Origin of the sequence: Natrialba sp. INN-245 (assembly GCF_009807105.1) — an archaeon.
GTDB classification, from domain to species: Archaea; Halobacteriota; Halobacteria; order Halobacteriales; family Natrialbaceae; genus Natrarchaeobius; species Natrarchaeobius swarupiae.
In genome coordinates, this window is sequence record NZ_WUBV01000059.1 from 63807 (window position 1) to 89748 (window position 25942).

Here is a 25942-nt window from a genome sequence, read left to right on the forward strand (position 1 = left end):
ATTGGGTCCCGTATCGCCCAGCCACACCTCGTCGTCTGAACGACGGCCACGACGCTATCCGTCCCACTCGATCCGAAAGACCTCCGCCTCGAGCGTCTCCCGCTCGGCAGTGTGAAACGCGAAACGGCGGTCGATCGGGAACGCCGCCTGGAACGCGTGGGTCACGTCACCACTCTCGTCGGCCGCGAACGACTCGACGAACTCCTGACTTCCCTCGTTGTGAATCGTATAGGAGACGTCCGCGACCTGCCTGGCGGTTTCGAGAAACGCCCGATCTGCGTGGCGATTTCCGCGCTGGGCGCCAAACGGCGGGTTCGAGACGACCGTCGCGTCGGTGATCGAAAACGGGTGACGGGTGACGTCCCCGCCGATCCAGTCGACCTCGAGCCGTCGGTTCGCGGTCCAGTCGGTGACGCGGGCGACGGCCGCCGCATTCCGCCGAGCCAACGCGAGCGCGTCCCTATCGACGTCGATCCCGACCACGCGTTCGGCGCCGACCAGCGACGCCGCGATCGCGAGCATCCCCGTCCCGGTGCCGAGATCGATCACCGTCCGCTCGAGGTCACCCTGCAGGCTCGCCAGGTGGGTGAGGTGGGCAGCGAGTTCGGGTGGTGTGAGGTACTGTTCGAGTTCGACCGAAGGATCGGCAAAATCGTCGACCGACTCGAGCGTGCGAGCCAGCTGTCGCCGCGAGAGTCCCGCCATTCCGTTCGCTCAGTTCTCGAGTGAAACCGGTGCTTCCAGGTCCAGCACGACGCCTTCGCGTTCCGCCCGTTCGGCACAGGCGGCGAGCGCCGGCCGGACCTTCTCCGGATTTGTGACGTCGTCGACGGTGACAGAGACCGATCCGACGCCGAGGAACGATCCCGCGCGAACGTAGCTTCGAATCCGGTCGATCTCCTCTTGAGTGGCGAGCGAACAGTCCTCGTCGAAACACGCCTCGACCGACAGGTCGGCGGGAACGAGTCCCTCCGTCGCGAACTCGCGTTTGAGATCACGGAGGTATTCGGGTGCCGTCGACTCGAGGGCCGTCGCCTCGAGCGAGACCGGCGTCGCATCGGCCGGTTGACAGCGGTCGATCGTCGGTGCGAACTCGGAAGACGGGGTCGTACTCATCACCACCACATACATGAGTTGCATACAAAAACCTTTGTAAATGCACAGTGGTAATCACCCAGAGATGTTCGTTGCACTCCGATAGGGCGTGAATAGTACCTTTCACGACACGTTCGAATAGAGTTAAGGGCCGTCCGTGAGACGTTTCGGTATGGACGAGTGTCCTCGGTGCCAGGCACCACTCGAGCGCCTCGCCCTCGGAGACGTGACCACGATCTCCTGTCCGCGCTGTGCGTACGCCGACATTCCAGTCGAACACGAGAGCGCACCGGACGAGCGCGAATCCTGGCAGGACGCGTTCAACCGATTCTACGAGACGTAGTCGGCTCTACCCGCCCAAAGAAACGGAAAGGAGTGACGCGTTACTCGCTCGCAGCGGCCGCTTCCGCCTCGTCTTCGTCCTCGTCAACGTCCTCGTCGGATCGTGCGGCAACGAGTCCACCGCGTGCGACGCTGTACAGCGGTTCGCTCGCGTGAGAGACGCCGCTGATCGAGAACGGAATGTTCGCGTCCTCAAGATGGTCGCGGAACAGCGCCTCGAACCCGTCCGGACTCGAGGTACCGCCGGTGACGACAACCGGAACGTCGAGACCTTCTTCGACGTCCTCCTCGTCGACTTCGGAGACGATGTTCTCGATTACGTAATCGAGCAGGTTCTCGTAGTAGATCGACAGTGCGCCTTCGACGCCGCCAACGTCTGTGGTGAAGTCGAGTTCGAAGTCGTCCTCTTTGATCGACGTGACTTTGTCGACGGGCGTCCCGGTCGCGCGAGCGGCCTGCTCGTCGACCCAGTCGCCACCGCGGGCGACGGAGAACTTCATGACGGGCACCGCGTAGTAGGCGAGACAAACGTTCGTCATCCCCGCACCGAAGGAGATACCGAGACCGGTGAAGTTGTTGTCCGCCAGTTCGGAGTAGATGACGGACATCCCCTCGTTGATCGGCTCGGCGTCGTAGCCCATGTCGTTCAGGAAGGACTCGATCGTCTTCTGGTGGTAGAGCGTCGAGAGGTCGGAGTCGATCGGATCGGCGGGCGTCGAGAAGTACAGTTTCTCGTCCGGATAGCCGGGCTCGCCGACGACCTGTTCGATGATGAGTTTCATCATCGGGATCGCGCTCTTCTCGTCGTTCGAGAGGATCCCGTGTTTCATCGGACGCCGCGTCTCCTTGTTGAAGATGTTCGCGAAGTTGAGGGCGTCGTCGCCGACGACGTACACCTTGTCGTCTTTGCGGATGTGAAGGACTTCGCTTCGCGAGAGCATCTGCTCGGCCATATCCGAGTACTCGATCTCTACGAAGGAGTTACGCTGTTGCACGAAAACCGTATCGTTCCCATCCTGCTGTGCTGACAGGATGTTCATCGTTCCAACGTCTAGGCCTTTGGCCATAGTTGGCCAAGGTGGCCGACGGATTATAAATCTATGTGCCTTAATTCTATTTGAAAAGATCCGAGAACAATATAATATTTACCAAGGTAATACTGTCTTAATTTCTGGTTAGAAGGGCTCGGATACGATCGAGCAGACTCGAGACGGCGGATTCGGATTCGGTTGCCGACGACGATGCTTCTTTAGCCTGTTGCTCCTCACGGAGCTCTCGCAGCTTCGCGGTCTGGTCGTCGACGGTCGAACTCGAGGTAGTCGTCTTCGTCTCCCCGCCTTTCAGTCCCTTGAGACCGGCGACCTGCGAGTCGACTCCGCTCGAGCGCGTGGTCGTGGCCTGGACGTCCACGTCGATGTCGTCGAACTCGTCTTCGGAGAACGTCAGGCGACTGTGTTCGGTCTTCTCGACGCCACCCCACGAGAGTTCGACGCCATCCATCGCCTGGTCGATGTCACGGCGGATCTCCTCGTCGGAGTACGACTCATCGTCGGACTCGTCGGATTCGTCGTCCTCGGCGTCGACGCGGTCGGCCGCACGGGCCATATCGAGATAGTGAGCGATCAGCGCCGCGCCGGTCGAGGCGGTGAGCCCGGCCATGCCGACGGCGTAGACGGCGACGACTTCGGCGGTGTAATCGTTTCCGACGCCGTACCAGTCGTAAGGGTACGCGATCAGGAAGCCGACGATGGCGGCGAACGTCACTGCGACAGCACCGACGGACGCATAGCGGACCCGACGCTCGCTGGGAAGCAAGACGACGATACCGAGCATCGTTATCGGGAGAGCAGCCATCACGATCGCGTACGCCGGCTGTGCCCACCTGACGTGCTCCGTGGTGCGCGGCTCTAACGTATTACTCCAGAGGAACAACACCAGTGCGACCGCTGCCAGTGCGATTCCACCGATGAACAGACCGAAGCCGAGGTAGACGTCGGTCCGGTCTTCCGGTTCGCCGATGTATCGACGGTAGAGGTCGAATAGATAACCGTTTTCGGGCGATTCCGCTGCCATTAATCCTCCGTTTACACTCCAGTACTATCACTGTTGGGTTGAAATTATCTCTCGCCAGCCGCTCGAAAACAGTCGATCCCTGCCCCGTCAGATCGATGGACCAACCCCGATATGTCGGTAAAACGCCGCCGTTATACGTCCGTGGCGGTTAGCACGCTCAATGAGCCAGGAGTCTGGGTACACTGAGGGAGACCTCCGCAACACCGGGATGCAGTTGAAACACGACCGCGAGTGGAACTACGAACTCGAGCGGATCGTCGACGCGATCGAAGAACGCGACGCGTCCAAGGTCGGCCTGCAGTTTCCCGAGGGACTCAAGCGTCGCGGCCCGTCGGTCGCCGACGATCTTCGCTCGCTCGTCGGCGAGGACGTGACGTTCATGCTCTCGGGACAACCCTGCTACGGTGCGTGTGACCTCGACACCTACCTGATGAAACGCACCGACGTGTTCGTCCACTTCGGCCACTCGCCGATGAAGAACACGGACAAGGTGATCTACGTGCCGCTGTTCTCGAACGTCGAGGTCCTCCCGATCATGGAAGAGGCACTCGAGACCTTAGAGCCGCCGGAGGAAACCGAGGGCGTCGGCCTCGTGACGACGGCCCAGCACATGAACCGTTACGAGGAGATGACCGAGTTCTTAGAGGAGCGTGGCTACGAGGTTCACAGCCGCCGTGGCGACGACCGACTCACTCACGAAGGGCAAGTACTGGGCTGCAATTACGCGAGCGCGGACGTACCTGCCGACCAGGTCCTCTACGTCGGTGGCGGGAAGTTCCACCCACTCGGGCTGGCGATGGAACACCCCGAGAAACACGTCGTCATCGCCGATCCGGTCAACAACGTCGTCACCGTCGCCGACACGGAGAAGTTCATGAAACAGCGCTTCGGCGCGGTCCACCGGGCGATGGACGCCGAGAAGTGGGGCGTCATCTTCTGTACCAAGATCGGACAGGGCCGGTGGGATCAGGCCCAGGAGATTCTCGAGGAGAACGACGACGCCTACCTCATTACGATGGACGAAGTGACGCCCGATCGTCTGCGCAACTTCGATATGGACGCGTTCGTCAACACCGGCTGTCCACGGATCACGACCGACGACGGACCACAGTTCCACAAACCCATGCTCACCCCCGGCGAGTACGAAATCGCCGTCGGAAACGAACCGCTCGAGAACCTCTCGTTCGATACGTTCCACGGCACCTGGTGATGTCGTCACGACGGATCATCCGATCGTCGAAACCAGGGTGATCGAAGCCGTCGTCGACGGACGACTCGACGACCTCGAAGACGGGTAAGCCGGAGAAGTCACAACGGTTTCGACCGGGACGGACCCGAAGACAACAACATTTACCCTGGCGGTCCGCGCACCTCCTGTATGCCCAAAATAACAAGCGATTGGGGCGATTGGCTCGTTCGCGACGTTGAAGAGGTCTCCCCGGAAGGGGTGGCGGTCTGGTATCTCGGTTGTAACGGGTTCGTTCTCAAGGGGCGTGAGGGAACCACGATCTACGTCGACCCGTACGTCGGTCTCGGCGACCCACCCCGAACCGTTCGAATGATTCCCGTTCCGTTCGACCCAGAAGACGTCGAGGAGGCCGAGGCCGTTTTCGCGACCCACGAACACACCGATCACGTCCACGGACCGAGTCAGGCACCGATCCTCGAGAACACGGGTGCGACGTTCTACGGTGCTGACGACAGCCTCGCGGTCGCCCGAGAGGACGAACAGTGGCTCGAGGAGTGGGACCTCGACGCCGACCAGTTCGTCGAACTCACAGAGGGAGACTCCCTCGAGGTCGGCGAGTTCACCGTCCACGTCGAGGACGCGTACGATCCGGACGCGACTCACCCCCTCAGCTACGTCTTCGAACACGATGCCGGGACCGTCTTCCACGGCGGCGATACGAAACCGAGCGAGGAGTTCGAACGTATCGGCCGCGAGTACGACATCGACGTCGGCATCCTCGCGTTCGGAACCGTCGGTCGGATTCCGGACAAGGAGACGGGCGAGCCGAAACGAACCCGCTGGTACAGCGACGAAAACCAGATCGTCGAGGCCGCAAGCGACCTGCGACTGAACCGACTCGTACCGAGTCACTGGGATATGTGGAAAGGGCTTACGTCCGATCCGAAAGTCCTCCACCACCACGCGAAGAGTTTCGAGCACCCAAGTCGAGTCGATGTCGTCGAGATCGGCGATCGGATCGAACTCGAGTAATTCGATTCAACGAGCGGTACTGACTCATATGTGATACTGTCCGTACCATTTATAGTAGTGGTGAGGTAACGTTGTGGCCATGAGTAGCACCGCCGACACGGACGACGTGATCGAGGTCAGTTCGGACGGGTTGACCGTCCAGAAATCGTTCACGGCGGACGAGTTTCCCGTCCCGGCGATCCGCTTCGAGATCGAATCGGATCGCGACGAACAGGTGACGTTTCGACTCTCCGAGGACATTCCTGAATCGTTTCCGATGGACAAAGTCGGCTTTCACCCCGACTACCACAGCGACGAGTGGACCGCGTTTCAGGACAACCACGTCGAGTTCAGCTGCTCGCTCGAGCCAGCGGAACAACTCGTAACCGTCTACGGCATTCGAGTCGACGACGACCAATCAGCGGCGCAGTTTCTGACCGAGCCGGCGATCGTCGAAGTGAGCTCCGAGGAAGACGGCGAGTCCGACGATCGCGAGGAGGTCGACGACGGCGTCATCGACAGTATCGTCTCGGACGACCGGAATCAGCCAGTAAAGGACATGCTCTCCGGTGACGCGGACTCCGTTCCGGGTCTCGAGAACGAGGAAACCGACGACGACGCCGACGACGAGGATCTCGATCTGGATCTCGACCTCGGCGACGTCGACACCGAACCCGTCGAGACTCCGGAGGAAGAGGAATCCGACGACGCGCCCGATATCGACCTCGACTTCGGCGAGGAAGAGATCCCGGAGCCCGAGGAATCGTCCGAACCGGCCGACTCCGAGGACGAACCGGAGATTACGCTCGATCTGGGCAGCGAGGACGACGAAGACGATGCGGGCGTCGAATCCGATACCGAACCAGACTCGGACGTCGAACTCGAGGACGAGACGTCCGACCTCGAGGAGAGCGACGACGCGGACTCGGAAGCCGACGCCGAGTCCGGGGACGCCGACGTCGAACCCGAAGACGACGGCGCGGACCCGATCGAACTCGAGACCGAACCCGCTGATATCGACGACGAAGACGACGCGGATGCCGAAACCGACGCGGACGCTGAATCCGTGGAAGTCGACACGGATGTCGAACCAGAGGAGGCCGACGCGGATGTCGACGCCGAACCCGAAGAGGTCGACGAGACCGAGCCGAGCGAATCCGACGCGGATACCCTGGGAGAATCGACCACGGACCCCGACGAAGCCGACGTTTCGGTCGACGCCCCGACCGCCGAATCGCTCAGCGCACAACTCGCGGCCGAGCTCCGTGACGGATCCGTCGACGACGACGATCTTTCGGTACTCCGGTCCGAACTCGAGATCGAACCGTCGAACCTCGAACAGGTGAAAATCGACCACCTCCAGTCACGGGTCGAGGAAGTCGCCGCCTACGCAGGCGCGCTCGAGGAGTTCATCGGCGAACACGGGACGGGCAAGGAGATCATCGAGAGCCTTCGAAACGAGGTCGCCGCGTTCGACGATGAACTCGAGACGATGGGGAACCGACTCGACCGAACCGAGAGCCAGGTCGGCGATGTCGAATCCGAACTCGAGACGCTCACCGAGTGGACGACCGACCTCGAAGGCGACGTCGAAACGCTCGACGAGCGTGCCGAATCAACCGAATCGGAACTCGAATCGCTCGGAGACGGGCTCGATTCGGTAGAGGCGGACGTACGCTCCGTCGAAGACGACCTCGAATCGGGTCTCGAAGACCTCGAAGGCGCCATCGCCGAACTCGACGCGACGGTCGACGACGTCAAACGCGACGTGACCGACGTCGAAACCGACGTCTCGAGCGTGTCGGGTGAGGTCGACGATATGGAGGCGACCGTCGAAGCGGTCGAAGAGGACGTCGACGACCTCGAAACCGGGTTGGGATCCGTCGAAGAGGACGTCGACGGCCTCGGGGAAACGCTCGAAACCGTCGAATCCGACCTCGAAGACGTTCGCGCGGACGTGACGGCGATCCAGGACTGGCGCGACCAGCTCGGTTCGATGTTCTCGGAGAACTGACCGACGCGGTCGAAACGCAACTCGTTTATCCGCCGCCGTACGAAATCCGCCCGATGGGCGAGACGATTCCGATCGCCGTTCCTCGAAAAGGCCGCCCTCTCGAGTCGGTACTCGATCGGTTCGCTCGTCGACTCGACGTGCCGGGACTCGCCGACGAGATCTCTTCGACGCTCCGACACGAGAAGGCACTCACGAAGGGGAATCTGACGCCGGACGAGGAAGACGTCTACCAGCGTCTCGCCGAGTACAGTACCGTCTCGGATCCGACGGCACCCGAGTACACGCTCGTCCGTGACGACCGCGCGGGGAAACCCCGACGGATCGTCTTCGACAGCGTCACTCTCCCGGTCGACGGTATCGACGGCGTTCCGAACGGAACTGACGTTCAACTCGTCGGCCGCGAGGAACCGTTTCGCGCGCTTCGCACTCACGAGTTCGCACTCGGGTTCGACAGCGCCGATCTCGTTCTCGAGGAGGTCGTTGAACTTCGCCCGGAGCCACTCGATCGGATCGCCGACGTCAACGCCCGGATCGATCCTGCCGAGTCTGACGTTCGCGTCGTAACGGGTCTCGGTGACACCGTCTATCACACGCTGATGGCGACGCCGGCGGTCGCGCCGTCCGGGTCAGCGCTCGATCGTGCGTTTGTCGAATCCTACGACGGTCCCCTGTGTATCGAACCGCGATACGAACGCCTCGTTCGGGCCGTCCTCGGCACGCAAACGCTCGAGGGTATCGACTTCCGATATCCCGAAAACGGCCGAGATGAGGAGGCGGCGATCGCCGAAACTGGGGTCGGCATCTATCTGACGGTGACGGGTTCGACTGCCCGCGATCACGGGCTGTTGTTGGGCGAACAGCTTTTCCCGAGCGAGACGGTGTTGCTCGAGACGACGCCGGAAGTCACCGAGACCGCCGAGGCAGTCCGTGCCATCCTGAACGGACCCGATCTCGAGACGAAACTAGCAGTCGAACCGTAAACCCGTGTTCGGCAGTGTGGTCACGGAAACGAGTTTGCGGGGTGTTTTCCCCTTCCGAGGTGGTCTCAGTCATCGTATTCTTCGGTGTCGGACCGGGGAGTCGATTCTTGACTGTCGTGAGTCGCGGACTCGAATATCGTTATTCGATCTCGTGGCAGTTCGACCGTGACCGCCTCACCGGATACCGGTGGACGTTCCATCGTCTCCACTACGAACTGGGGCCCAGTTTCGGCCTGGATCTTCACGTCGTATCGGCGGCCGACGTCCGCGATAGCCACGACTTCGCCGGGGAGTGACAGGGCAGAACCGTTGTCAGTTGCATCGGGATCGGACACGGAGAGCCTGTCCGGACGGACGTGACACGTAACGGCCGTCCCTTCAGACGCGGTAATCGTCCCGCTGGGGAGGCTAAACGTCCGATCACCTACTCGAAGGACGGGTGGAAGCTGAGAAACGACTGTCGCCGGGAACGTGTTCGATCGCCCGAGAAACGACGCCACGAACGGTGTCGGCGGTGATTCGTACAACACTCGAGGGGCTCCAGAACCGGAAACGCGACCATCGTTCATGACGATGAGTCGATCGGCAAGCGCCATCGCCTCCTCCTGATCGTGGGTGACGAATAGGGTTGTCACGCCTGTTTCAGCCTGAATTCGGGCGATTTCGTCTCGCAGTCGCTCACGTAACTGTCGATCGAGTGCCGATAGCGGCTCGTCGAGTAACAACACGTCTGGTTGTGGGGCCAGTGCTCGGGCTACTTCGACCCGGCGTCGTTGGCCGCCGCTCAGCTCCGAGGGATGGGCATCCCGTTTCTCGGAGAGAGCAACTAACTCGAGATATTCACGTACTCGTTTATCCCGCTGAGTCGGTTCGATACCACGAGCAGCGAGGCCGTAGGCGACGTTCTCGTTGACGGTCATGTGGGGATAGAGCGTCGATTGCTGAAAGACGATCCCGACATGACGATCCTCGGGAGCCTCACCAGTCACGTCTCGGTCACGAAGTACTACCCGTCCCGCCGTCGGCTGGACGTGACCGGCGATTGCCTGGACGAGGGTCGTCTTTCCACACCCACTCGGACCGAGCACGGCGACGAGTTCGCCCTCGTTGAGTCCGAACGAGACGTCGTCGACTGCCAGTTCATGACCGTATCGGTGTGTCAACTGATCGAGTTCGAGAATCATTGATCGATCACCGTCGGTACGCGTCCGAACCGTTGAACTGCCGCAAGGACCGCAAGCGTAATTCCGAGTAATGCGAGTGCAAGCGGCACGATCGAATCGATACCACCTGCGATGAAGTCGACCCATATCCGGGTCGGCATCGTCCGTGGATTGTACGCGACCATCATCGTCGCGCCGAACTCGCCGATTGCTCGTGCGAAGGTGAGGATGATCCCCGCGACGATTGCCCCACGAGCGAGTGGCAGTGAGACGTTCCAGAACGTCGAAAGCGGGCCGTATCCGAGCGAGCGAGAGGCCTGCTCTAACCGTTCGTCGATCGCGCCAAACCCGGCACGGGCGGTGATAATCACGAACGGAGCGGCGACGAACGTCTGTGCGAGAACGACGCCGATCAAACTATCGGTGAGTGAGATGCCGAGGGTTGCCACAGCGGAACCGATCGGAGTAAAGCGCCCGACGGCAGTAAGAATCATTGCACCACCGACGACAGGTGGGACGACGAGCGGTAAGATCACGAGCGCCTCGACGAATCGCTTCCCGACGAACGACGTTCGAGCGAGGACGTAGGCGAGTGGGATGCCGAAAACGGCCGCGATCAGTGTCGAAATTGGGGCGGTTATCAGCGAGTTGTGAATCGCTCGTTGTGCTTCGGGTGAGGACAACCCTGCGACGACGTTTGCTGGCCCACTCCGAGCTAGAAACGCGACGAACGGGATTGCAAAGTAGACGAGAATGAGCGCGCCCAAGAGCGCGGGAACGAGTAGTTCCGGCAGTCGGTTGGACTGCTGGCTTGGAACAATTCTGGTGAGACTCATACGTCGATCTCCTCCGGAACGTCGCCTTCGGGGCGCGGTAAGCTGTCTCCGACCGTCAGCCCCGCATCAACGAGCAAGTCGGATTCGTCGATGAGAAACTGGACGAGTCTGTGGCCAGCGTCGGGTTCGTCGGCTCCGTCGTTCACCGTTGCGTTGTATATTACTGGACGTCCGTGCGCGGTGTACCCTTCCTCTGCCGTGGTAAACTCGACGGTCGCGTAGTGGTCTGCCAACTCGGGGTTTGCAAAGTTGTACTCGTCGGGAAACTCGAAGAACGGCATGCCGTGATCGATCGCCATATTGCGATAGACGATGGCTCCTGCTCGAGAGCCGGCTTCCACCCCGGCCATCATCTGGGGCTCTTCCGGCTCCTCGTAAACGAGATCCATCATTGTCTCCCGGAACTCCTCAAGACCGTGTTCGGTTTCTGCCAGCTCGAACGCCTGAACGGCACGATATCCAAGCGGATCGAGATCAGGGTCACCGATCGCAATATCACCTTCGTTCGTCTCCAAAGCTAACTGATACCACGGTTTACCGGAATCAAGTCCCTGCCCGAACTCCGTCTCCTGGTTATATCCGATGCCGACGCTGTTCGCTGCAAATTCGACGTCCCAGTCGGTAAACTCGCCGTACAGTCGGTCTCGGAGAAGTGTTGCGTCGGCACTCACGATGACGTCGGGATGTTTCGTTCGATCTTCGACCATTCGCATTACCGCGTTAGCTCCATAATATTCTCCATGAACCTCGACACCGGTTTCTTCCTCGAACGCTGGTCCGACGTGATCTTCGAACGTGCGTGCGAGGCTACCGGCTGACAAAACGCTTACTGAGCGAGAATTAGATCCCAAACAGCCCGCGAAAGTCGTACCGCCGAGACTGCCTGCTGTGAGGAGGGCCTCGCGACGACTCACTGCACTTCGGTTACGAGCGTCACTGAAGGGCATACGATCAGTCTGGCACCGACGCATATAATCTTTACCAGTTATGTTTTGGCACTAGTGAAACCAAATGTACTTACAGGCTCGAGTGGTCGTTGCCCCACTGCTCAACGCATACGCCGTCGGATGGATGGGAGAACAGTGGTCCAAAACGTTCACCCTGCCAGTTTAGTATAGCGAAATAAGATTTATTGGTTGAGTATCGGACGAATAATTTCGACCGGAATCGGGTTATGCGATCGGATGTCTCTCACGATTGGCGCATTCTCATCGAGTAAATATTCTCGAGATACGTCTCCCGTACGCGGTCTCCCCAGTCGTGGGTGTACGTGTCGATCACGTCGCTCGCGACGTCTCCACGAAGATACTGAACGACACCCCGATCACCCGTCCGATCCCGCAAGTGCGTCGTAAAGAAGTGGCGGAAGTAGTGTGGTGTTACGTTCTCGGTCGTGCCGCCACCAGTCCGGTACCAGCCGAACTCGCGAGCGTGCTTCTCGACGATATAGCGCACGTCGGCGGTCGTGAGTCGTCGTCCCCACGACGTCTGCGTATCGACAAACAGCGGTCGGGCCGGCGAGACCGGGTCGGGACGGATCGCGAGCCACTCGACGAGCGCACGATCGAGTTCGTCGTCGACGGGAACGACCGTATCCCGTTTGCGTTTGTTCGACGCGGTTCGTTCCTCGCCGTTGACGACGGTTCCGCGGACCGGCTCCGAGGAAACGAAGACCGACGATGGCCGTCGATCGAGTTCGGTACGAGCGTTCCACTCGAACGTGAGTTCGTCGACCGCGAGATGGAGATCCCGAAGATCTAGATTGCAAAGCTCACCGACTCGAATCCCGGTTTTCAAGAGCGTGAGTACCACCGCACGCTCGAGCGGGTGGCCGATCGCGCCGACGAACGAGCGCATGTCGGGGATCGAGACGTCGCGTCTGGTCGGGTTCGAATCGATCGACTCGGACAGTTCCTCCATGACCAGCGCCATCGGATTGGACTCGAACACCCCGATCCGGTTCATGTAGTCGAAAAACCGGTTCAGATACGAGGCGTAGGTCGCGATCGTGCTCGGTTCGTACTCGCCACGCAAGGAGTGGACCCACGCCATACACTCCCGGCGAGAACTGCCCTCGAGGGAATCGACCGCGAACTCCTCGCGGGCGAAGGACTCGAACGCCCGGAGAACGCGCTCGTAGGCCTCGAGCGTTCGTTCGCTCTTGCCGTGGTATCGCTGGTCCTCGAGGAAGTACCCGATCGGATCGTCTACGTTCTGTGGGGTCGTCTCAGTCGACATCGTCACCCTCGACGAGAACGTAGCCGTCGTGACGTCCGCTGTACCGAATCCGGTTGTCAGCCTGGAGCTCGCCGATGGCGTCGTCGAGTCTGGATTCGATGTCGTCACTGACCGCGTCCAACAACTCCTCCCAGGAATACGTGTCAGTCGACAACAACTCGAGGACCCGTCTTTCGAGGGCGTTACCCCCAGGGTCTGACCCCTCAGAAGTAGGTTCCTCGCTCGCGGAGTCGAACCCCTTTCGCCCGGCTTGAACCATCGTTCTGACGAACTCGCTTTGACTCATTCCGAGTTCCTCGGCGTGTGATTCCCACTCGACCTTTTGGTACGCAGGCAGATAGGTACTGACGGACGTGCGTTCGGTATCCGGTGATTCCGCCATAAAAACCCATCACGCTCGAGGAGTATCAATGTATCCTACTATTCCGTCTAAGGTATCTTATCCGAACCCACACTAGTAGAATTACCGCCCTATAGATAGTATGGTTCGAGATATAGTTCATCAGTGCATCACCATTTCAGATAATTTTCTCTGAACTGTGACCTCACCATTTGAGATCTAATCTTGAGACGGCACGGCTGAAACCGGTCACAGACGGTCACATCTCTCGTCGAACTGCTCTATCGAACACTCGAGTTTCTTATACGATCGGGAGAATGCGACACGCCACCCGCGAGGATGGACCATCTCGGTGCCGATCGAGCGTCGGTCGACGTGTCGTCTCGAGCTGGGCCAGGCGCTCGACGAGCAGAGCGGATCGACCGGCTTCTCGCTCGGAGGTGGGGGCCATTGGTGTCGAAGGCCCACCGGGCGAGAACCAGTCACGCGTTCGGACGACTGGCCTCGAAGTGCTAGTACACGAGCGATCGACAGGAGTGGATTTACCGGCCGTCTCCGGCCTCACAATCGCCTCGAGATCAGAAGGTAGAATAAAGCCATAGGAGGGGTCGCGAGCGAGACAACGGTTCCTGTGACCCAGGAGACGAAGAATTACCCGTGATCACCACAGCGTTTCGCTGGGGGCTGTCGTTGCGGTTACATCGAGTGACCCAGAAACCGATAGGTTGTGGGCGGACGGCTGGTCGAGAAGCCTTCGACCGCTCTCCGTCGTCGCCCCCTCGGCCTCGCGCGATCATACGACCGAGGACGATTCTGCGAGCGGCCTCACGTTCCACAGGCAGGATCTGTGCAGGTATCACTGGTCGACACGCCACCGACTACTGGCGGTCACGAGAGTAACGCTCTCGTGGCACCACTTGGCGCGACGCTCTCCATTGGTCGGCGAATCGACGATCCGCCTCGCTATCGAACGTCTTCGAATTTCGAGGACGAGGCCGACCGCCGTTTCCTGTCTCGGTGGAACACGAGGAGCTGGTCACCCGAGATTCCAAAGCGGTTCGAGAACGTCTCGACACCGTGAGTCTCGCTGCCGACTAGTACTCCGACAAACGTCGACTGCAGGGTCGAATCGAACCACACCACCGAATTCGAACCTGCAGTGCAGGCGTGCCAAAGCACTAGGGGAGACAGGCGACTCGAGTCACGCCCGGTTGCCTAAACCGACGTTCACAGTATCATCGACACGTGACGCGTCACGTCACCGTCGTCAACGTCGGGAACTCTCTCGACACACAGTGATAGACGGACGATCGGCGAGGCAACCGCTCTCAGTCTGTGAGCACACCGACATCGGTACGACGACCGCGATCGGGCCGTGGCCGAGTACACCGCTTGAACCGAGCTCCTGGGGGGTCACGGATCGGTGGCGACAGCGGTCGTCAGTGTGCAATTGACACTCATACGACGCGGTCGCCTCGAGTGATGGTGTCTCCCCAAATAAATCGTATAATGCTATATCGATAGTGGGTCTGTGTCCTCCACTCGGTGGGAGTGATCCAGGGCTCGTTCCGAACGCGATCGAAAACGCAGCGATTCGGTACATCGCCTCCCGATACTGCCGAACAGAGATCGGTCAGAAAGCGACCGTCGTCAGGTGCACCGCCGTGACCGAACGCCTGGACGTCGAGCTGTATGCCGAATGTCGAGACGGGACTTCGTAGAATCGAGCGAGCGGAGAGAACAGAATCGATCAGTGCGTGGCCGTCCGAACGTCGTCTACGTGATACAGATCCTGTTTGAGTCCTTCGCCTTCGCAGTCCTCGTTCGGGCAGTCGTAGTGCCACCCGTCCTGGGTCGCATCCCGCTCGCGGAATCTGTCACCGCAGAGTTGACAGAATAGTTGTCCGTTCTTACAGGTATCCCGGTGTAACTCGAGGGCCAGCTCGGTCTGAAACGACTGGTTGCAGTTACGACAGGTGTGCATATGTCGTCTGACGCCAGCATCCCCCAAAACTGCTTGGGTTTGTTTATTCCGCCGTGAACGTCGGTGATCTGGCCCTGCTACGACGATTCGGGTATCGCCAAACGAGAATCTCCCACCAGGTACTGGGACTCGAGTCGACGGTTCGTTACGTGTCAGGTTCGGTCGAACTGACCCCGCGGCGTATCCGGTGACACGCTATGGCAGAATACAAACAGTATGCTGACAGTCCGAGGCTACTCGTCGCGGCCGAGAATTCCGCGCTCGGTCATCTTCGCGGGGTCGAGCACCTCGTCGGCCTCCTCGGCGTCGAGATAATCCTTCTCGAGGGCGACTTCGCGGACGGTCTTGTCCTCTTTGATCGCCGTCTTCGCGACCTCACTGGCCTTGTCGTAGCCGATGTGGACGTTCAGCGAGGTTGCCATCGCCATCGACTGTTCGACGCGCTCTGTGCAGTACTCCTCGTTAGCCTCGAGCGGGTCGACGAAGCGGTCGGCGAAGACCTGACTCGCGTTCGAGATGAGTTCTGCGGACTCGAGGAAGTTGTGCGCGAGGACGGGCTTGTAGAGGTTGAGGTCGATCTGACCCTCGGCGGCGCCAGCCGAAACGGCGGCGTCGTTGCCGACGACCTGCTTGTGAACCTGGTTGACGGCCTCGGCGACGACCGGGTTGATTTTGCCGGGCATGATCGACGAACCGGGCTGGTTCTCGGGTTGTTCGATCTCACCTAGTCCATTGCGGGGGCCGGACGCGAGCAGTCGAAGGTCGTTGGCGATCTTGTTCAGCGAGCCAGCGACGACGCGCAGCGCGCCGTGGGCCTCGGACATCGCGTCGTGGGCCGCCTGGGCCTCGAAGTGGTTGTCGGCCTCGCGGAACTGGACGCCGGTCTCCTTGGTGATGTACTCGGCAGCGCGGCCGGGAAACTCCTCGTGGGTGTTGAGTCCGGTGCCGGTCGCGGTGCCGCCGAGGGCGAGTTCTGCGAGGTGTTCGCGGACCTTGTCGACGCGGGCGAGCCCCTTCTCGACTTGCGTGCGGTAGCCACCGAACTCCTGTCCGAGTGTGACCGGCGTCGCATCCTGCAGGTGGGTACGGCCGGTCTTGACGACGTCGTCGAACTCCGCTTCTTTCTGCTCTAGCGACTCGCGCAGGGTATCCAGCGCGGGAATGACGTCCTTCTCGACGGCCTCGAGGGAGGCGACGTGCATCGCGGTCGGGATGACGTCGTTCGACGACTGGCCGTAGTTGACGTGGTCGTTCGGGTGGACGACGCGATCGCCGATCTCCGCGCCCATGATCTCGGCAGCGCGGTTGGCGATGACTTCGTTCGCGTTCATGTTCGAGGACGTCCCGGAGCCGGTCTGGAAGACGTCGACCGGGAACTGGTCGTCGTGTTCGCCGGCGATGACCTCGTCGGCGGCTTCGATGATCGCCTCGGCGACGTCGTCGTCGACCAGCCCGAGATCGCGGTTTGCCTGTGCCGCCGCCTTCTTTACGACGCCGAGTGCACGGACGAACCGCCGCCCGAAGGAGATTCCCGAGATGGGGAAGTTCTCGATGGCACGTTGAGTCTGTGCCCCCCAGTAGGCGTCCGTCGGAACGCGCATCTCGCCGAGACTGTCCGCTTCGATTCGATAATCGTCTTCGTCACTCATAGTCGGAGGCTCACGGTGGGTGGGGTAAAATCCACCGAAACGACCACGTCAGGTGTCGACGTTCACACGGGTTTGACCCGTCTCGTACGGACTACTGGGCCGGTCGCCGGTGGGTCTGCAAAACGGGACGTGGGCCCACCGGTACTGACGGACGACAGACCGTCTCAGGTGAAATCGACGGAGAGTCCGACGTCGTCCGACTGCGCCCGTTCCCGAAGCGCCGACTGCAGACGCGTTCGACCGACCCCGTTAGCCTCTCGTGCGTCCTCGAGGTCGATATCGTAGATCGTCGGCGTCGCCCAGTAGAACGTGCGCGAACTGGCAGTGTCGATCACGAGCGAGGCGAGACCGAGCCGACGCTGAAAGATCGATCGGCGCGTCGAGACCGTCTGGATCCGGTAGTACGGGATCACGGTGGTCCGTCGTCGCCAGAACCCGCGTCGAACGACGAGGTGGTCCTCGCCGACGTAATACCCCAGGTTCACGTACCGCAAGTGAGCGGCAGGCGGAACGACGAGGAAGACGACCGCGGCGAGATACCACCGCTCGAGGGGTGTCGCCCAGGCGGTTCCGAACGCGACTGCGACGATGGCCGCCGCGATCAGCGAGTAGCGGACGAGATACCTGCGCCGAGCGATAGTGGGTGGGGTGTGGAATCTCGGTCGTTCGACGCCGGTGAGATTTTCGGTAAAGGCGTACACTCGTCTTCGATCGGCCAGCGGAACGGCCGACTGGCTCCCGGATCCACTGTCGGGCCCGTATCCCGCAGTTTCGACCCAGAGACCCGCGTATTCGATGAGTCGCTGAACCGGGTTGGCGGTGACCGTCACGGACTGGACCTTCTCGACGGGGATCGATCCGCTGTAGCGCTGGAGGAGTCCCCGTTCGTAGACGAAGTCTTCGTCGATCCGTCCGAGTTGGAAGTCGTAGTACGTCGCGAACGTGTACGCGACACTCAACAGGTACGTGATCACGAGCCCGTTGACCATCGAGACGATCGTGAGCACGCCGTAGCTGCCCGTCGTCCCGTTTTCGAGATCCTCGGGGCCGCCGACAGGTTGGGCTATCGTAACGAGAACGTCGAGGATCGTGTCCGTCGCGAGAAAGAAGACGAACAACACTGCGGCGACCGCTGCGGGTCGAAAAGACGTAAACGAGTACAGCAGCAGTTCCCTCGCCTCGAGGTCGAACAGCCGTCGACGGTGGGATTCGTACGTCCGCGAGTCGGATTCGGATATCTGGGGACCGGATTCGGCCGTCGCTGTCCCGTCGGCGCGTTCGAAGTCCGGATCCGAAGCCGACTCTTCGCCGGGCGTTCCGGCCACGGAATCGTCGGGAAGCGGTGACTCGCCGGATTCGACCGCATCGGAGTCGATGTCGGCTCGCCGGCGACGACGTTCCGTCGCCTCGGCGGTTCGTCGTCGGATCTGGTGTTGCAGGCGATTCGCTTCGCTTTCGCTGACGAACCGAAGAGTCGCCTCGGTGTTTCCGCCGCCTGCGGTTTCGATTGAGACGACGGCGAGTCCCAGCAACCGCTGGACGACGCCACGGGCGATGTCGATGTTCTGAATTCGACCGTAGGGAATCTCCCGAGACCGACGGGAGAAGACGCCCGAACGGACGTCGAACGTGTCGGGCGTGATCCCGTACTCGAAGCGGTAGTAGTACACGAGAGCGTAGGTGGTGCCCAGGAGCAATCCGAGCGGCACGAGCACGAACACCCAGGAGTACTCGACGACGTCGACGATTCCAGAGAGAAAGACGACGAGGAAGAACGGAATCGTCACCCACGTGACCGCCTGCTGGAGCACCATCGTCACCGCACTGAGTGGGTGGAGTCGATTCATGTTAGACGGCGTCGTCGGCTTCGCTCTCGACGGCGAGTTCGCGGAGCGTATCCTGTAACTCTCGCGCGCGATCCGGCGTGAGCCCAGGGATCCGAACGTCTGCGTTTCGGGAACCGGCAGTGTAGACGACCACGCTCGAGAGACCGAGTAGACGCTCGATGGGGCCAAACTGCGTGTCGACGTGCTGGACGCGAACGAACGGCACTGCGGTCTCGACGAACGTGATCACGCCGCGCTCGAGGTAGAGTGCGTCAGACTGAAGTTCGAATCGCCAGGCCTGGTAGAGACGAATCGCGTAACCGGCCGCGATCGCGATTCCGGCGACGACGACCACCCCGAGAGCGACAGACGGGACGTCGACGAATAGCCGGCTCACGACGGCGATGATCGCGCCGATGACGACCACCGCGATCGCCCACTGTGCGATCCAGAGCAGCCGGATCCGCGGATGAAGCGATTCCATACGAGTATCGTATCAGGAGCGAAGGATAAACCTGCGGTTCCGTTCAGCCCGTGAGACGGCTCGAACTCCGGTTCGACCCCTCGTATCGTGTCGGGCAATCGAAACGTCTCGCGAACGAGCCACTGGCTACGTTCCCTCCTCGTACTCCTCGGGCGTGTACGTCGAAAGCTCGAGCGCGTGGATATCCGTCGTCATGTGGCCGTCGAGGGCGTCGTACACCGTCTGATGTTGTTGGACCAGCGGGAGTCCCTCGAACGCGGGTGAGACGACCGTCGCCGCGAGGTGGTCGTCATCGTGCTCGTCGCGGGCGTACGTGACTGTCGCGTCAGCGTCCTCGAGTTCCGACTCGATGAGCGCTTCGACGTCGTCGGGGTTCATACCGGATCGAACGTGCGCTCGCGGCAAAAGCGCCGCGGTCTGTCCGCGTCGACCACATCCGTGCGATATCACGCTTCGTCTCCCCTGCCCGAGAGACGGGCGTCGCGTTTATGGTGTCGTAGCCCCCGCTGATGAGCATGTCACTGGCAGCAGCAACTCGACGCGCCGTCGACGAGCATCCGTTTCTCGTCGCGGCGCTTCGCGCCGACGTCGTCAACTACACCGCCGCTGCCCGGTTTCTCGCGGTCGACGGCGAGACGGACGCGGTCGCGACGGCCCTCCGACGATACGCATCGGAACTCCCGGCGTACGAGACGTCGGCACGTGAGGCTCGCGTTCGGATGGAAAGTGGCGTCGGGCCCGTCGATCCAGAAACCGACGACGCACTCGTCTCGGTCGGCGGCGTCTCCCTCGGGGCCGACGGCGGGGATCGGACGGCGATCGTCGCCACTGGCGAGGTCGACGCGGCGGCGCTCGGAGATGCACTCAAGCGTCTCACACTCGAGGGGATCGATCCGGGAACGGCGGCCGTCGGTGACGGGACGATGGTCGTCGTCGTCGAGCGACTCGAGGGCGCAAACGCCGTTCGCGCGGTCGAACAAGCGCTCGAGAACTCGATTGGAGAGAGTCCACAGTGAATTTATTTGCGTCGAAACCGATCGTTCATTCGAGATGTCATCGTCGACTCACGATCTCGAACCGCCGGAGCCGACTGCAGACGATTTTTTCGTTCTCGACGATCCGAACTTCCATCCCGAAACGGTCGCCGTCGTGACCGGGGCGGCCTCGGGGATCGGCCAGTCCCTGTCGACCGCGCTCGCGCTGAACGGGCTGACCGTCGTCGGTGCCGACGTCGACGAGGAGGGCCTCGAGGAAACCGCGGCCATCGTCGACTCGTTCGATCACGATGGCCAGTATCGCTCCGTCCCGACGGACCTGACCGACGGCGACGACGTGGCAACACTCGTCACGGCCGCAGCCGAGGAGGGGGACCTCTCGTTTGTCGCCAACGTCGCCGGCATCCAACACATCGATCCACTCGAGTCGTATCCGATCGAACAGTACGATCTGCTTCAGTCGGTGATGGTCAGAGCACCGTTCTTGCTCGCCAAGCACGCGATATCACACATCCGGGAGTGTGGTGACGGGACTGGCGCGATCGCGAACATGTCCTCGGTTCACGGACACGACGCGACGACCGACAAGGCGGCGTACATCACGGCCAAACACGCGATCAACGGGTTGACGAAGTCGATCGCCGCGGAGGGAAACGGCGACGTCCGGAGCTTCAGCGTCAGCGTCGGGTACGTGCTGACGTCCCTGATGGCCGACCAGATCGCGGATACGGCCGAGAAACGCGGGATCTCCGAGCAGGCGGTGCTCGAGGACGTGATGCTCGGGCCGGCCCAGACGAAAGAGATGATGACGCCGGCGGAGGTGGCGAACCTGTTCGTCTTCGGCTTCTCCAGGCACGCAAACCATCTGAACGGCGGAGACCTCCTGTTCGATGGGGGCTACACGACGACCTACGAGTGAGAATCGATGACCGGACGATTGGACGATGACGGAACGGGCGAACGAACGATGACGGGACGAACGAGTGAACGATGACAGAACAAGCGAACGAACGATGACGGGACGAACGAGCAAACGATGACAGAACAGGCGAACGGACGATGACGGACGACGATCGGACGCAGGTGGCGATCGCGTGTCAGGGCGGTGGCAGTCACACGGCTTTCACCGCCGGCGTGGTCCGGACGCTGCTGTCTGAACTCGACTGGACCGAGGAGTTCGAACTGGTCGGCATTAGCGGCACCTCCGGCGGTGCGTTCAACGCCCTCGCCGTCTGGTACGGACTCGTCACCGACGACGAGGCCGCCGCGATCGACGCCCTCGATGGGGTCTGGGAGGACCTCGCCGCGCGAGGTTATCCCGACCGGATGATCAACCAGTGGGTGTCACTGTACTCGCGATTCCGGAGCGAAGGCGTGGCCGTTCCCCACGTCAGCCCCTACTGCTCGCCGGCCGCAGACTGGGGCCAAGAGCGCATCGTGGAGGTCCTCGAGCGACACGTCCGGTTCGACGAGATTCCGGAACTCTGTGCGTACGAGGAGCCGGAACTCGTCGTCGGGGCGGTCAACGTCAACGACGGCACCTTCGAGACGTTTACCAACGAGGACGTCACTCCGGACGCAGTGCTCGCCTCCGCGGCGATTCCGACGCTCTTTGAAGCGGTCGAGATCGACGGCCGGAGCTACTGGGATGGACTGTTCTCGCAGAACCCGCCGGTCAAGGATCTCATGTCGGTTCCCGGCGAACGGACGCCGGAGGAACTCTGGGTCGTACAGATCAACCCCCAGCACAGGGAGCGAACGCCGACGAAACTGTCGGCGATCAGCGACAGACGAAACGAACTCGGCGGGAACATCTCGCTGAATCAGGAACTCCGGATGATCGAGCGGATCAACGAGTGGATCGAGGACGGCTACTTCGACCATCCCGAGTACACGACGACGAACGTGCGTCGCATCCAACTCGAGGGGTATCACTACGCGAGCAAGACGAATCGGGACGCCGACTTCATCGCAGAACTGATCGAACGAGGCCAGTCGGCGGCGGCGGCGTTTCTCGACGCCCGCGAACCTGACGCGACCGACGAAACCGATTCGTGACCGAAGCGGTCGATTCGCGATTGGTATGACCGGGTTGTGACCAATGCGATTGGTCCGTGACCGATGTGACTGGTTCGTGGTCGATCTGCCGCCGACTCGAGGGACCCCGGTTCGTTCGGGCAACGTGCCGTGTCTGATATTGATAGCGTTTAACTACGGTCCGCGGGTAAGATTCCGTAATGACCCTACACGTGACGAACACGTTGACGGGCGAGACGGAGCCGTTCGAGCCACAGGATCCCGATAACGTCCTCCTGTACTACTGTGGCCTGACGGTCTCCGATCCGCCCCACCTGGGCCACGCCCGCTCGTGGGTCCACGTCGACGTCATGCACCGGTGGCTCGAGTATCTCGGCTACGACGTTCGTCACGTCGAGAATTTCACGGATATCAATGAGAAGATCGTCGCCCGCGTCGGCGAGGACGATCTCGGAGAGGACGAAGCGGAGGTCGCACGGACGTACATCGAGCGCACACTCTCGGATATGCGCTCGCTGAACCTCCTGCGCGCGGAGGTCTATCCGCGCGTCTCCGAACACGTCCCCGAGATCGTCGACCTCGTCGAGACGCTCGTCGAGAAGGGCTACGCCTACGAATCCAACGGATCCGTCTACTTCGACGTGACGAGTTTCGACGACTACGGCAAGCTCTCGAACCAGGAACTCGAGGAGATCGAATCCCAGGGCGATCCGGACGAACGAACGGAGAAACGCAATCCGGCGGACTTCGCGCTCTGGAAGGCCGGCGGGGTCGACGAGAAGGCAGTCCTCGAGCACCGCCACGACGGCGTCGATCTCGGCTGTGCACACACGAAAGCCGAAACCTGGGATTCGCCGTGGGGCGAGGGCAGACCCGGCTGGCACATCGAGTGCTCGGCGATGAGCATGACACACCTCGGCGAGACGCTCGACCTCCACGTCGGCGGGCGGGACCTCGTCTTTCCCCACCACGAAAACGAGATCGCTCAGTCCGAGGCCGCGACCGGCGAGGTGTTCGCGAACTACTGGCTTCACTGTGAACTGTTCCAGATGGACGACGAGAAGATGTCCTCGAGTCTGGGGAACTTCGTCACCGTCGCGGATGCGGTCGAACAGTGGGGGACGAACGTCCTCCGGACGTTCCTGACCGCTGGCTCCTACAACAGCAAACAGCTCTACTCCGACGAGACGATCGCCGAAGCCGAGGAACGGTGGGAACGCCTCGAGCGGGCGTACGGTTCGGCCGTCGAGGTGCTGGACTCGCCGGCGGCACGGACCAAACTCGAGGACGAGGAGCTTCGAACGGCCGTTGCGGACGCTCGCGAGGAGTTCACGGCCGCGATGAACGACGACTTCAACACACGGGAGGCACAGTCGGCGTTGCTCTCGATCGCGACGGCGATCAACCGCCACCTCGAGGAGCCGGCGAATGTCGAAAGAAATGACGGCGGAGCCGAGGGCGGGTACGACTACCGGGGGCTTCGGCGTGCGGTCGAGAACCTCGAGGAACTCGGCGACGTGCTCGGACTCTCGTTCGTCGGCGGGACGACCGGCAGGGCGGATCTGGCGGGAGACGTCGTCGAACTCGTCCTCGACGTTCGCGAACGCGAGCGCGGAGACGGCAACTACGAACGCGCCGACGAGTTACGAGACGAACTCGAGGCGATGGGAATCGAGATCCAGGACACCGACGAGGGACCGACCTACCGTCTACCCTCGGACGAGTAACGAAATACGAACCGGTAGTAGCCGGTCCGTACGTCACGGGAACCGGCGATTACCGTTCGTCGGCGGCTGAATGTGTGGTCGGTACTTATGCGCCGATCTGTGGTCGACGGCGTATGGACCGGCGGCTGTTCGTTGCGACGATCGCGACCTGTTGTGTCGGCGCGACGGCGGGGTGTCTCGAGGAGACCCTCGAAGAAGTCACCACGTTTTCGGCTTCGCCCGCCGTCGTCTCTCAGGAGTCGACGGCCGAAACCGGATACGAGTACCAGGGAACCCGGGAAGTCGTCCGCGAATACGACGTCGCCCGCGGGTTCGTCGAGACGAGAAACTACGCCAGCACCTACCGGAGAACGGTCGAGGTCCCACTCGATATCTTCGACGAAGACGAGACAGAGGCAGGTGTTTTCGGCGTTCTCACGACGCCGCAGGTTTCGATCGGCGACGAACAGTTCAACCCGATCGGTGAGCTGACTTCCGAACAGATCGTCGGACGCGTCCAGAACCAGTACGAGGAACTCGAGATCGACACCGAGCCGACGGCGCGTCGGTCGGTCGAGATGCTCGGGGGGTCGATCACGGTCGACACGTTCGAGGGTGAAGCGACGTTCCAGGGAATCGACGAGGTCGACCTGTTCGTCGATATTTCACAACCCGACCGCGACGGGGACCACTTCGTGATCACCGCCGCGTTCCCGGACGTCCCGATACTCGACGTCGACGCCGAGGCGGATCGCGTCGACGCGATGATCGAAGGAATCGAGCACGGAGACGGCGTGGACGCGGAGATCGTCGACGAATAATGGGGACGCTCGAGCGACGAGGGTCGCTCTCCCGGAGAGTTTGGCGATTACAGGCCGAGCGCGGTGAGCACCGAGAGGCCGCTCGCGGTCGCCCCGATCAGGTAACCGCCGATCGCGCCGCCGTTCAGAAGCGGCAATCCGGCGTGTGGACGTCCCTTGACGACCATGTACATGAGGACGAGCAACCCTGCGAGCGTCCCGACCAGCGCCCCGAGTGCGGCCAGGTTGAGCGCGATCCACGGCACCTCGAGGGTGCCGACGTCGATGAAGTACGCGGCGCTGACGACGAGGATCGACGGGATGACCGCGTCACCCAGCCCGATGTAGAACGCGTCGCGGTCGACGCCGTCGTCCGCATCCGACCCCGAGTCGGACTCGGAGTGCTGTGAGTCGGACCCGCTCGAGTCGGCGTCACCGGGTTCCGGGGCCATCTCGTCGTCAACTCCCCCCTCAGTGGGCGCTGTGGCAGAATCCTGGCTCTCTTCGGAGTCGACCTCGACGACGTCGTCGGTCGTTCCCGCCGCGAGATAGGAGTACGAAAGCGACATCGGCACGATGAGGATAACCGGGATCTTGAGGTCCATCACGCCTTCGGCGAGGTCGAGCATGTGCTCGGTGCCGTAGACGCTGATGGCGTCGTAGATCGCGAGGACGGACAGAAGGAGGATCGCGGGGAGCAGTCCGAAGCTGATGCCGAACAGCGCGGCTGCACCGGCGCCCATCAACACCCCCGAGGCGTCGATGACGTACCACTCTGGGTAGACGATCAGCGCGATCCCCACCCCGAGGGCCGCGAGGACGGCGAGGACGTTGGCCGGTCCGGCGGTGACGACCGGCGGGATCAACTCCGTGAAGACGAACCAGGCGAGCATCACGCTGACGCCGACGATCAGTGCGCGGATCATCCACTGAAGATCGTACTTGAACGCTGCGAGCATCAGAACGGTCGCGACCAGAATAATTCCGAAGTAGAAAAAACTGTTCGTCGGATCCTCGGGGTTGTCGACGGCGTGGCGTTCGGACTCGTGGAACGGCTCGATCAACGCGAGCGCGCCGAGTTGGACGCCGAGAAAGAGCACCAGCGTCACCCCGATGGCCGCGAGAATCCGCGTCCGATGGTTCATGGACCCGCGTTTGCACCCCGTTCCTATGGGTGTTT

25 protein-coding genes are annotated in these 25942 nt (G+C 61.6%); 10 read left to right on the plus strand and 15 right to left on the minus strand.

Going from position 1 to position 25942, the window contains the following annotated elements; all coding sequences use genetic code 11:
* Positions 1–54: 54 nt before the first annotated feature.
* On the minus strand, positions 55–705 hold the full coding sequence (locus tag GRS80_RS15580) for an METTL5 family protein (RefSeq protein ID WP_160048364.1): 651 nt from the start codon (positions 703–705) through the stop codon (positions 55–57).
* Positions 706–714: 9 nt separating this feature from the next.
* Positions 715–1116 carry a hypothetical protein gene (locus tag GRS80_RS15585; protein ID WP_160048365.1) on the minus strand — a complete coding sequence of 134 codons (402 nt, stop codon included), beginning with the start codon at positions 1114–1116 and terminating at the stop codon, positions 715–717.
* A gap of 151 nt (positions 1117–1267) precedes the next feature.
* On the opposite strand from GRS80_RS15585, the gene GRS80_RS15590 reads away from it, so the two are divergent.
* A complete protein-coding gene (locus GRS80_RS15590) occupies positions 1268–1438 on the plus strand; it encodes a zf-TFIIB domain-containing protein (RefSeq protein ID WP_149082355.1) in 171 nt (56 codons plus the stop codon).
* A 40-nt stretch (positions 1439–1478) separates the two neighbouring features.
* Here GRS80_RS15590 and GRS80_RS15595 read toward each other — a convergent pair whose 3' ends face one another.
* Together GRS80_RS15595 and GRS80_RS15600 are read right to left on the minus strand one after the other, a co-directional pair.
* The gene (locus GRS80_RS15595) at positions 1479–2504 is read right to left on the minus strand and encodes a hypothetical protein (RefSeq protein ID WP_160048366.1); all 1026 of its coding nucleotides are present in this window, start codon (positions 2502–2504) and stop codon (positions 1479–1481) included.
* A gap of 97 nt (positions 2505–2601) precedes the next feature.
* Entirely contained in the window at positions 2602–3510 is a 909-nt protein-coding gene (locus GRS80_RS15600; RefSeq protein WP_160048367.1) for a permease, read from the minus strand.
* Between the two features lie 160 nt (positions 3511–3670).
* On the opposite strand from GRS80_RS15600, the gene dph2 reads away from it, so the two are divergent.
* The 4 genes from dph2 to GRS80_RS15620 all read left to right on the plus strand — a co-directional run bounded on the left by dph2 (position 3671) and on the right by GRS80_RS15620 (position 8704).
* A complete protein-coding gene (gene dph2 / locus GRS80_RS15605) occupies positions 3671–4720 on the plus strand; it encodes a diphthamide biosynthesis enzyme Dph2 (protein ID WP_149082358.1) in 1050 nt (349 codons plus the stop codon).
* A gap of 168 nt (positions 4721–4888) precedes the next feature.
* Positions 4889–5731 carry an MBL fold metallo-hydrolase gene (locus GRS80_RS15610; RefSeq protein WP_160048368.1) on the plus strand — a complete coding sequence of 281 codons (843 nt, stop codon included), beginning with the start codon at positions 4889–4891 and terminating at the stop codon, positions 5729–5731.
* A 79-nt stretch (positions 5732–5810) separates the two neighbouring features.
* Entirely contained in the window at positions 5811–7724 is a 1914-nt protein-coding gene (locus GRS80_RS15615) for an AAA family ATPase (protein ID WP_160048369.1), read from the plus strand.
* A gap of 53 nt (positions 7725–7777) precedes the next feature.
* Positions 7778–8704, plus strand: a complete 927-nt coding sequence (locus GRS80_RS15620) for a hypothetical protein (protein WP_160048370.1) — start codon at positions 7778–7780, stop codon at positions 8702–8704.
* A gap of 65 nt (positions 8705–8769) precedes the next feature.
* Here GRS80_RS15620 and GRS80_RS15625 read toward each other — a convergent pair whose 3' ends face one another.
* From GRS80_RS15625 to GRS80_RS15670, 10 genes are all read right to left on the minus strand, one after another.
* Positions 8770–9888 (minus strand): ABC transporter ATP-binding protein, encoded by a 1119-nt coding sequence (locus GRS80_RS15625; protein WP_160048371.1) that lies wholly within the window; start codon positions 9886–9888, stop codon positions 8770–8772.
* Positions 9885–10703: an ABC transporter permease gene (locus GRS80_RS15630; RefSeq protein ID WP_160048372.1), complete on the minus strand. Its 819-nt coding sequence runs from the start codon at positions 10701–10703 to the stop codon at positions 9885–9887. The genes GRS80_RS15625 and GRS80_RS15630 overlap by 4 nt, the downstream gene beginning before the upstream one ends.
* Positions 10700–11650: an extracellular solute-binding protein gene (locus GRS80_RS15635; RefSeq protein WP_160048373.1), complete on the minus strand. Its 951-nt coding sequence runs from the start codon at positions 11648–11650 to the stop codon at positions 10700–10702. Before GRS80_RS15635 ends, GRS80_RS15630 begins: the two co-directional genes overlap by 4 nt.
* A 244-nt stretch (positions 11651–11894) precedes the next feature.
* Positions 11895–12941 carry a tyrosine-type recombinase/integrase gene (locus GRS80_RS15640; RefSeq protein ID WP_160048374.1) on the minus strand — a complete coding sequence of 349 codons (1047 nt, stop codon included), beginning with the start codon at positions 12939–12941 and terminating at the stop codon, positions 11895–11897.
* On the minus strand, positions 12931–13323 hold the full coding sequence (locus tag GRS80_RS15645) for a DUF5805 domain-containing protein (protein ID WP_160048375.1): 393 nt from the start codon (positions 13321–13323) through the stop codon (positions 12931–12933). Before GRS80_RS15645 ends, GRS80_RS15640 begins: the two co-directional genes overlap by 11 nt.
* Positions 13324–15031: 1708 nt before the next feature.
* On the minus strand, positions 15032–15265 hold the full coding sequence (locus GRS80_RS15650) for a transcriptional regulator (RefSeq protein WP_160048376.1): 234 nt from the start codon (positions 15263–15265) through the stop codon (positions 15032–15034).
* A gap of 233 nt (positions 15266–15498) precedes the next feature.
* Positions 15499–16914: a class II fumarate hydratase gene (locus GRS80_RS15655; RefSeq protein WP_160048377.1), complete on the minus strand. Its 1416-nt coding sequence runs from the start codon at positions 16912–16914 to the stop codon at positions 15499–15501.
* A 164-nt stretch (positions 16915–17078) separates the two neighbouring features.
* Positions 17079–18761 carry a PH domain-containing protein gene (locus GRS80_RS15660; protein WP_160048378.1) on the minus strand — a complete coding sequence of 561 codons (1683 nt, stop codon included), beginning with the start codon at positions 18759–18761 and terminating at the stop codon, positions 17079–17081.
* A 1-nt stretch (position 18762) separates the two neighbouring features.
* A complete protein-coding gene (locus GRS80_RS15665; RefSeq protein WP_160048379.1) occupies positions 18763–19224 on the minus strand; it encodes a PH domain-containing protein in 462 nt (153 codons plus the stop codon).
* A gap of 126 nt (positions 19225–19350) precedes the next feature.
* Entirely contained in the window at positions 19351–19602 is a 252-nt protein-coding gene (locus GRS80_RS15670; protein ID WP_160048380.1) for a BolA family protein, read from the minus strand.
* A gap of 137 nt (positions 19603–19739) precedes the next feature.
* Between GRS80_RS15670 and GRS80_RS15675 the strand changes: the two genes are divergently transcribed.
* From GRS80_RS15675 to GRS80_RS15695, 5 genes are all read left to right on the plus strand, one after another.
* Positions 19740–20240, plus strand: a complete 501-nt coding sequence (locus tag GRS80_RS15675; RefSeq protein WP_160048381.1) for a hypothetical protein — start codon at positions 19740–19742, stop codon at positions 20238–20240.
* Between the two features lie 34 nt (positions 20241–20274).
* Positions 20275–21138 (plus strand): SDR family oxidoreductase, encoded by an 864-nt coding sequence (locus GRS80_RS15680; protein WP_160048382.1) that lies wholly within the window; start codon positions 20275–20277, stop codon positions 21136–21138.
* Between the two features lie 140 nt (positions 21139–21278).
* Complete coding sequence (locus GRS80_RS15685) at positions 21279–22277, plus strand: patatin-like phospholipase family protein (protein WP_160048383.1); 999 nt, start codon at positions 21279–21281, stop codon at positions 22275–22277.
* Positions 22278–22456: 179 nt separating this feature from the next.
* On the plus strand, positions 22457–23983 hold the full coding sequence (gene cysS, locus GRS80_RS15690; RefSeq protein WP_160048384.1) for a cysteine--tRNA ligase: 1527 nt from the start codon (positions 22457–22459) through the stop codon (positions 23981–23983).
* A 113-nt stretch (positions 23984–24096) separates the two neighbouring features.
* Complete coding sequence (locus GRS80_RS15695) at positions 24097–24783, plus strand: DUF6517 family protein (protein ID WP_160048385.1); 687 nt, start codon at positions 24097–24099, stop codon at positions 24781–24783.
* A 47-nt stretch (positions 24784–24830) separates the two neighbouring features.
* Here GRS80_RS15695 and GRS80_RS15700 read toward each other — a convergent pair whose 3' ends face one another.
* Positions 24831–25907, minus strand: a complete 1077-nt coding sequence (locus GRS80_RS15700) for a presenilin family intramembrane aspartyl protease PSH (protein ID WP_160048386.1) — start codon at positions 25905–25907, stop codon at positions 24831–24833.
* Between the last annotated feature and the right edge of the window lie 35 nt (positions 25908–25942).

What these genes read in the sequence shown, in the direction of transcription:
- GRS80_RS15680 (WP_160048382.1), top strand. Translation starts at nt 20,275, where the DNA reads ATGTCATCGTCGACTCACGATCTCGAACCGCCGGAGCCGACTGCAGAC.
- GRS80_RS15610 (WP_160048368.1), top strand. Translation starts at nt 4,889, where the DNA reads ATGCCCAAAATAACAAGCGATTGGGGCGATTGGCTCGTTCGCGACGTT.
- GRS80_RS15650 (WP_160048376.1), bottom strand. Translation starts at nt 15,265, where the DNA reads ATGCACACCTGTCGTAACTGCAACCAGTCGTTTCAGACCGAGCTGGCC.
- GRS80_RS15620 (WP_160048370.1), top strand. Translation starts at nt 7,778, where the DNA reads ATGGGCGAGACGATTCCGATCGCCGTTCCTCGAAAAGGCCGCCCTCTC.
- GRS80_RS15600 (WP_160048367.1), bottom strand. Translation starts at nt 3,510, where the DNA reads ATGGCAGCGGAATCGCCCGAAAACGGTTATCTATTCGACCTCTACCGT.
- cysS (WP_160048384.1), top strand. Translation starts at nt 22,457, where the DNA reads ATGACCCTACACGTGACGAACACGTTGACGGGCGAGACGGAGCCGTTC.
- GRS80_RS15580 (WP_160048364.1), bottom strand. Translation starts at nt 705, where the DNA reads ATGGCGGGACTCTCGCGGCGACAGCTGGCTCGCACGCTCGAGTCGGTC.
- GRS80_RS15625 (WP_160048371.1), bottom strand. Translation starts at nt 9,888, where the DNA reads ATGATTCTCGAACTCGATCAGTTGACACACCGATACGGTCATGAACTG.
- GRS80_RS15615 (WP_160048369.1), top strand. Translation starts at nt 5,811, where the DNA reads ATGAGTAGCACCGCCGACACGGACGACGTGATCGAGGTCAGTTCGGAC.
- GRS80_RS15665 (WP_160048379.1), bottom strand. Translation starts at nt 19,224, where the DNA reads ATGGAATCGCTTCATCCGCGGATCCGGCTGCTCTGGATCGCACAGTGG.
- GRS80_RS15590 (WP_149082355.1), top strand. Translation starts at nt 1,268, where the DNA reads ATGGACGAGTGTCCTCGGTGCCAGGCACCACTCGAGCGCCTCGCCCTC.
- dph2 (WP_149082358.1), top strand. Translation starts at nt 3,671, where the DNA reads ATGAGCCAGGAGTCTGGGTACACTGAGGGAGACCTCCGCAACACCGGG.
- GRS80_RS15670 (WP_160048380.1), bottom strand. Translation starts at nt 19,602, where the DNA reads ATGAACCCCGACGACGTCGAAGCGCTCATCGAGTCGGAACTCGAGGAC.
- GRS80_RS15685 (WP_160048383.1), top strand. Translation starts at nt 21,279, where the DNA reads ATGACGGACGACGATCGGACGCAGGTGGCGATCGCGTGTCAGGGCGGT.
- GRS80_RS15640 (WP_160048374.1), bottom strand. Translation starts at nt 12,941, where the DNA reads ATGTCGACTGAGACGACCCCACAGAACGTAGACGATCCGATCGGGTAC.
- GRS80_RS15660 (WP_160048378.1), bottom strand. Translation starts at nt 18,761, where the DNA reads ATGAATCGACTCCACCCACTCAGTGCGGTGACGATGGTGCTCCAGCAG.
- GRS80_RS15675 (WP_160048381.1), top strand. Translation starts at nt 19,740, where the DNA reads ATGTCACTGGCAGCAGCAACTCGACGCGCCGTCGACGAGCATCCGTTT.
- GRS80_RS15695 (WP_160048385.1), top strand. Translation starts at nt 24,097, where the DNA reads ATGGACCGGCGGCTGTTCGTTGCGACGATCGCGACCTGTTGTGTCGGC.
- GRS80_RS15645 (WP_160048375.1), bottom strand. Translation starts at nt 13,323, where the DNA reads ATGGCGGAATCACCGGATACCGAACGCACGTCCGTCAGTACCTATCTG.
- GRS80_RS15585 (WP_160048365.1), bottom strand. Translation starts at nt 1,116, where the DNA reads ATGAGTACGACCCCGTCTTCCGAGTTCGCACCGACGATCGACCGCTGT.
- GRS80_RS15635 (WP_160048373.1), bottom strand. Translation starts at nt 11,650, where the DNA reads ATGCCCTTCAGTGACGCTCGTAACCGAAGTGCAGTGAGTCGTCGCGAG.
- GRS80_RS15700 (WP_160048386.1), bottom strand. Translation starts at nt 25,907, where the DNA reads ATGAACCATCGGACGCGGATTCTCGCGGCCATCGGGGTGACGCTGGTG.
- GRS80_RS15630 (WP_160048372.1), bottom strand. Translation starts at nt 10,703, where the DNA reads ATGAGTCTCACCAGAATTGTTCCAAGCCAGCAGTCCAACCGACTGCCG.
- GRS80_RS15595 (WP_160048366.1), bottom strand. Translation starts at nt 2,504, where the DNA reads ATGGCCAAAGGCCTAGACGTTGGAACGATGAACATCCTGTCAGCACAG.
- GRS80_RS15655 (WP_160048377.1), bottom strand. Translation starts at nt 16,914, where the DNA reads ATGAGTGACGAAGACGATTATCGAATCGAAGCGGACAGTCTCGGCGAG.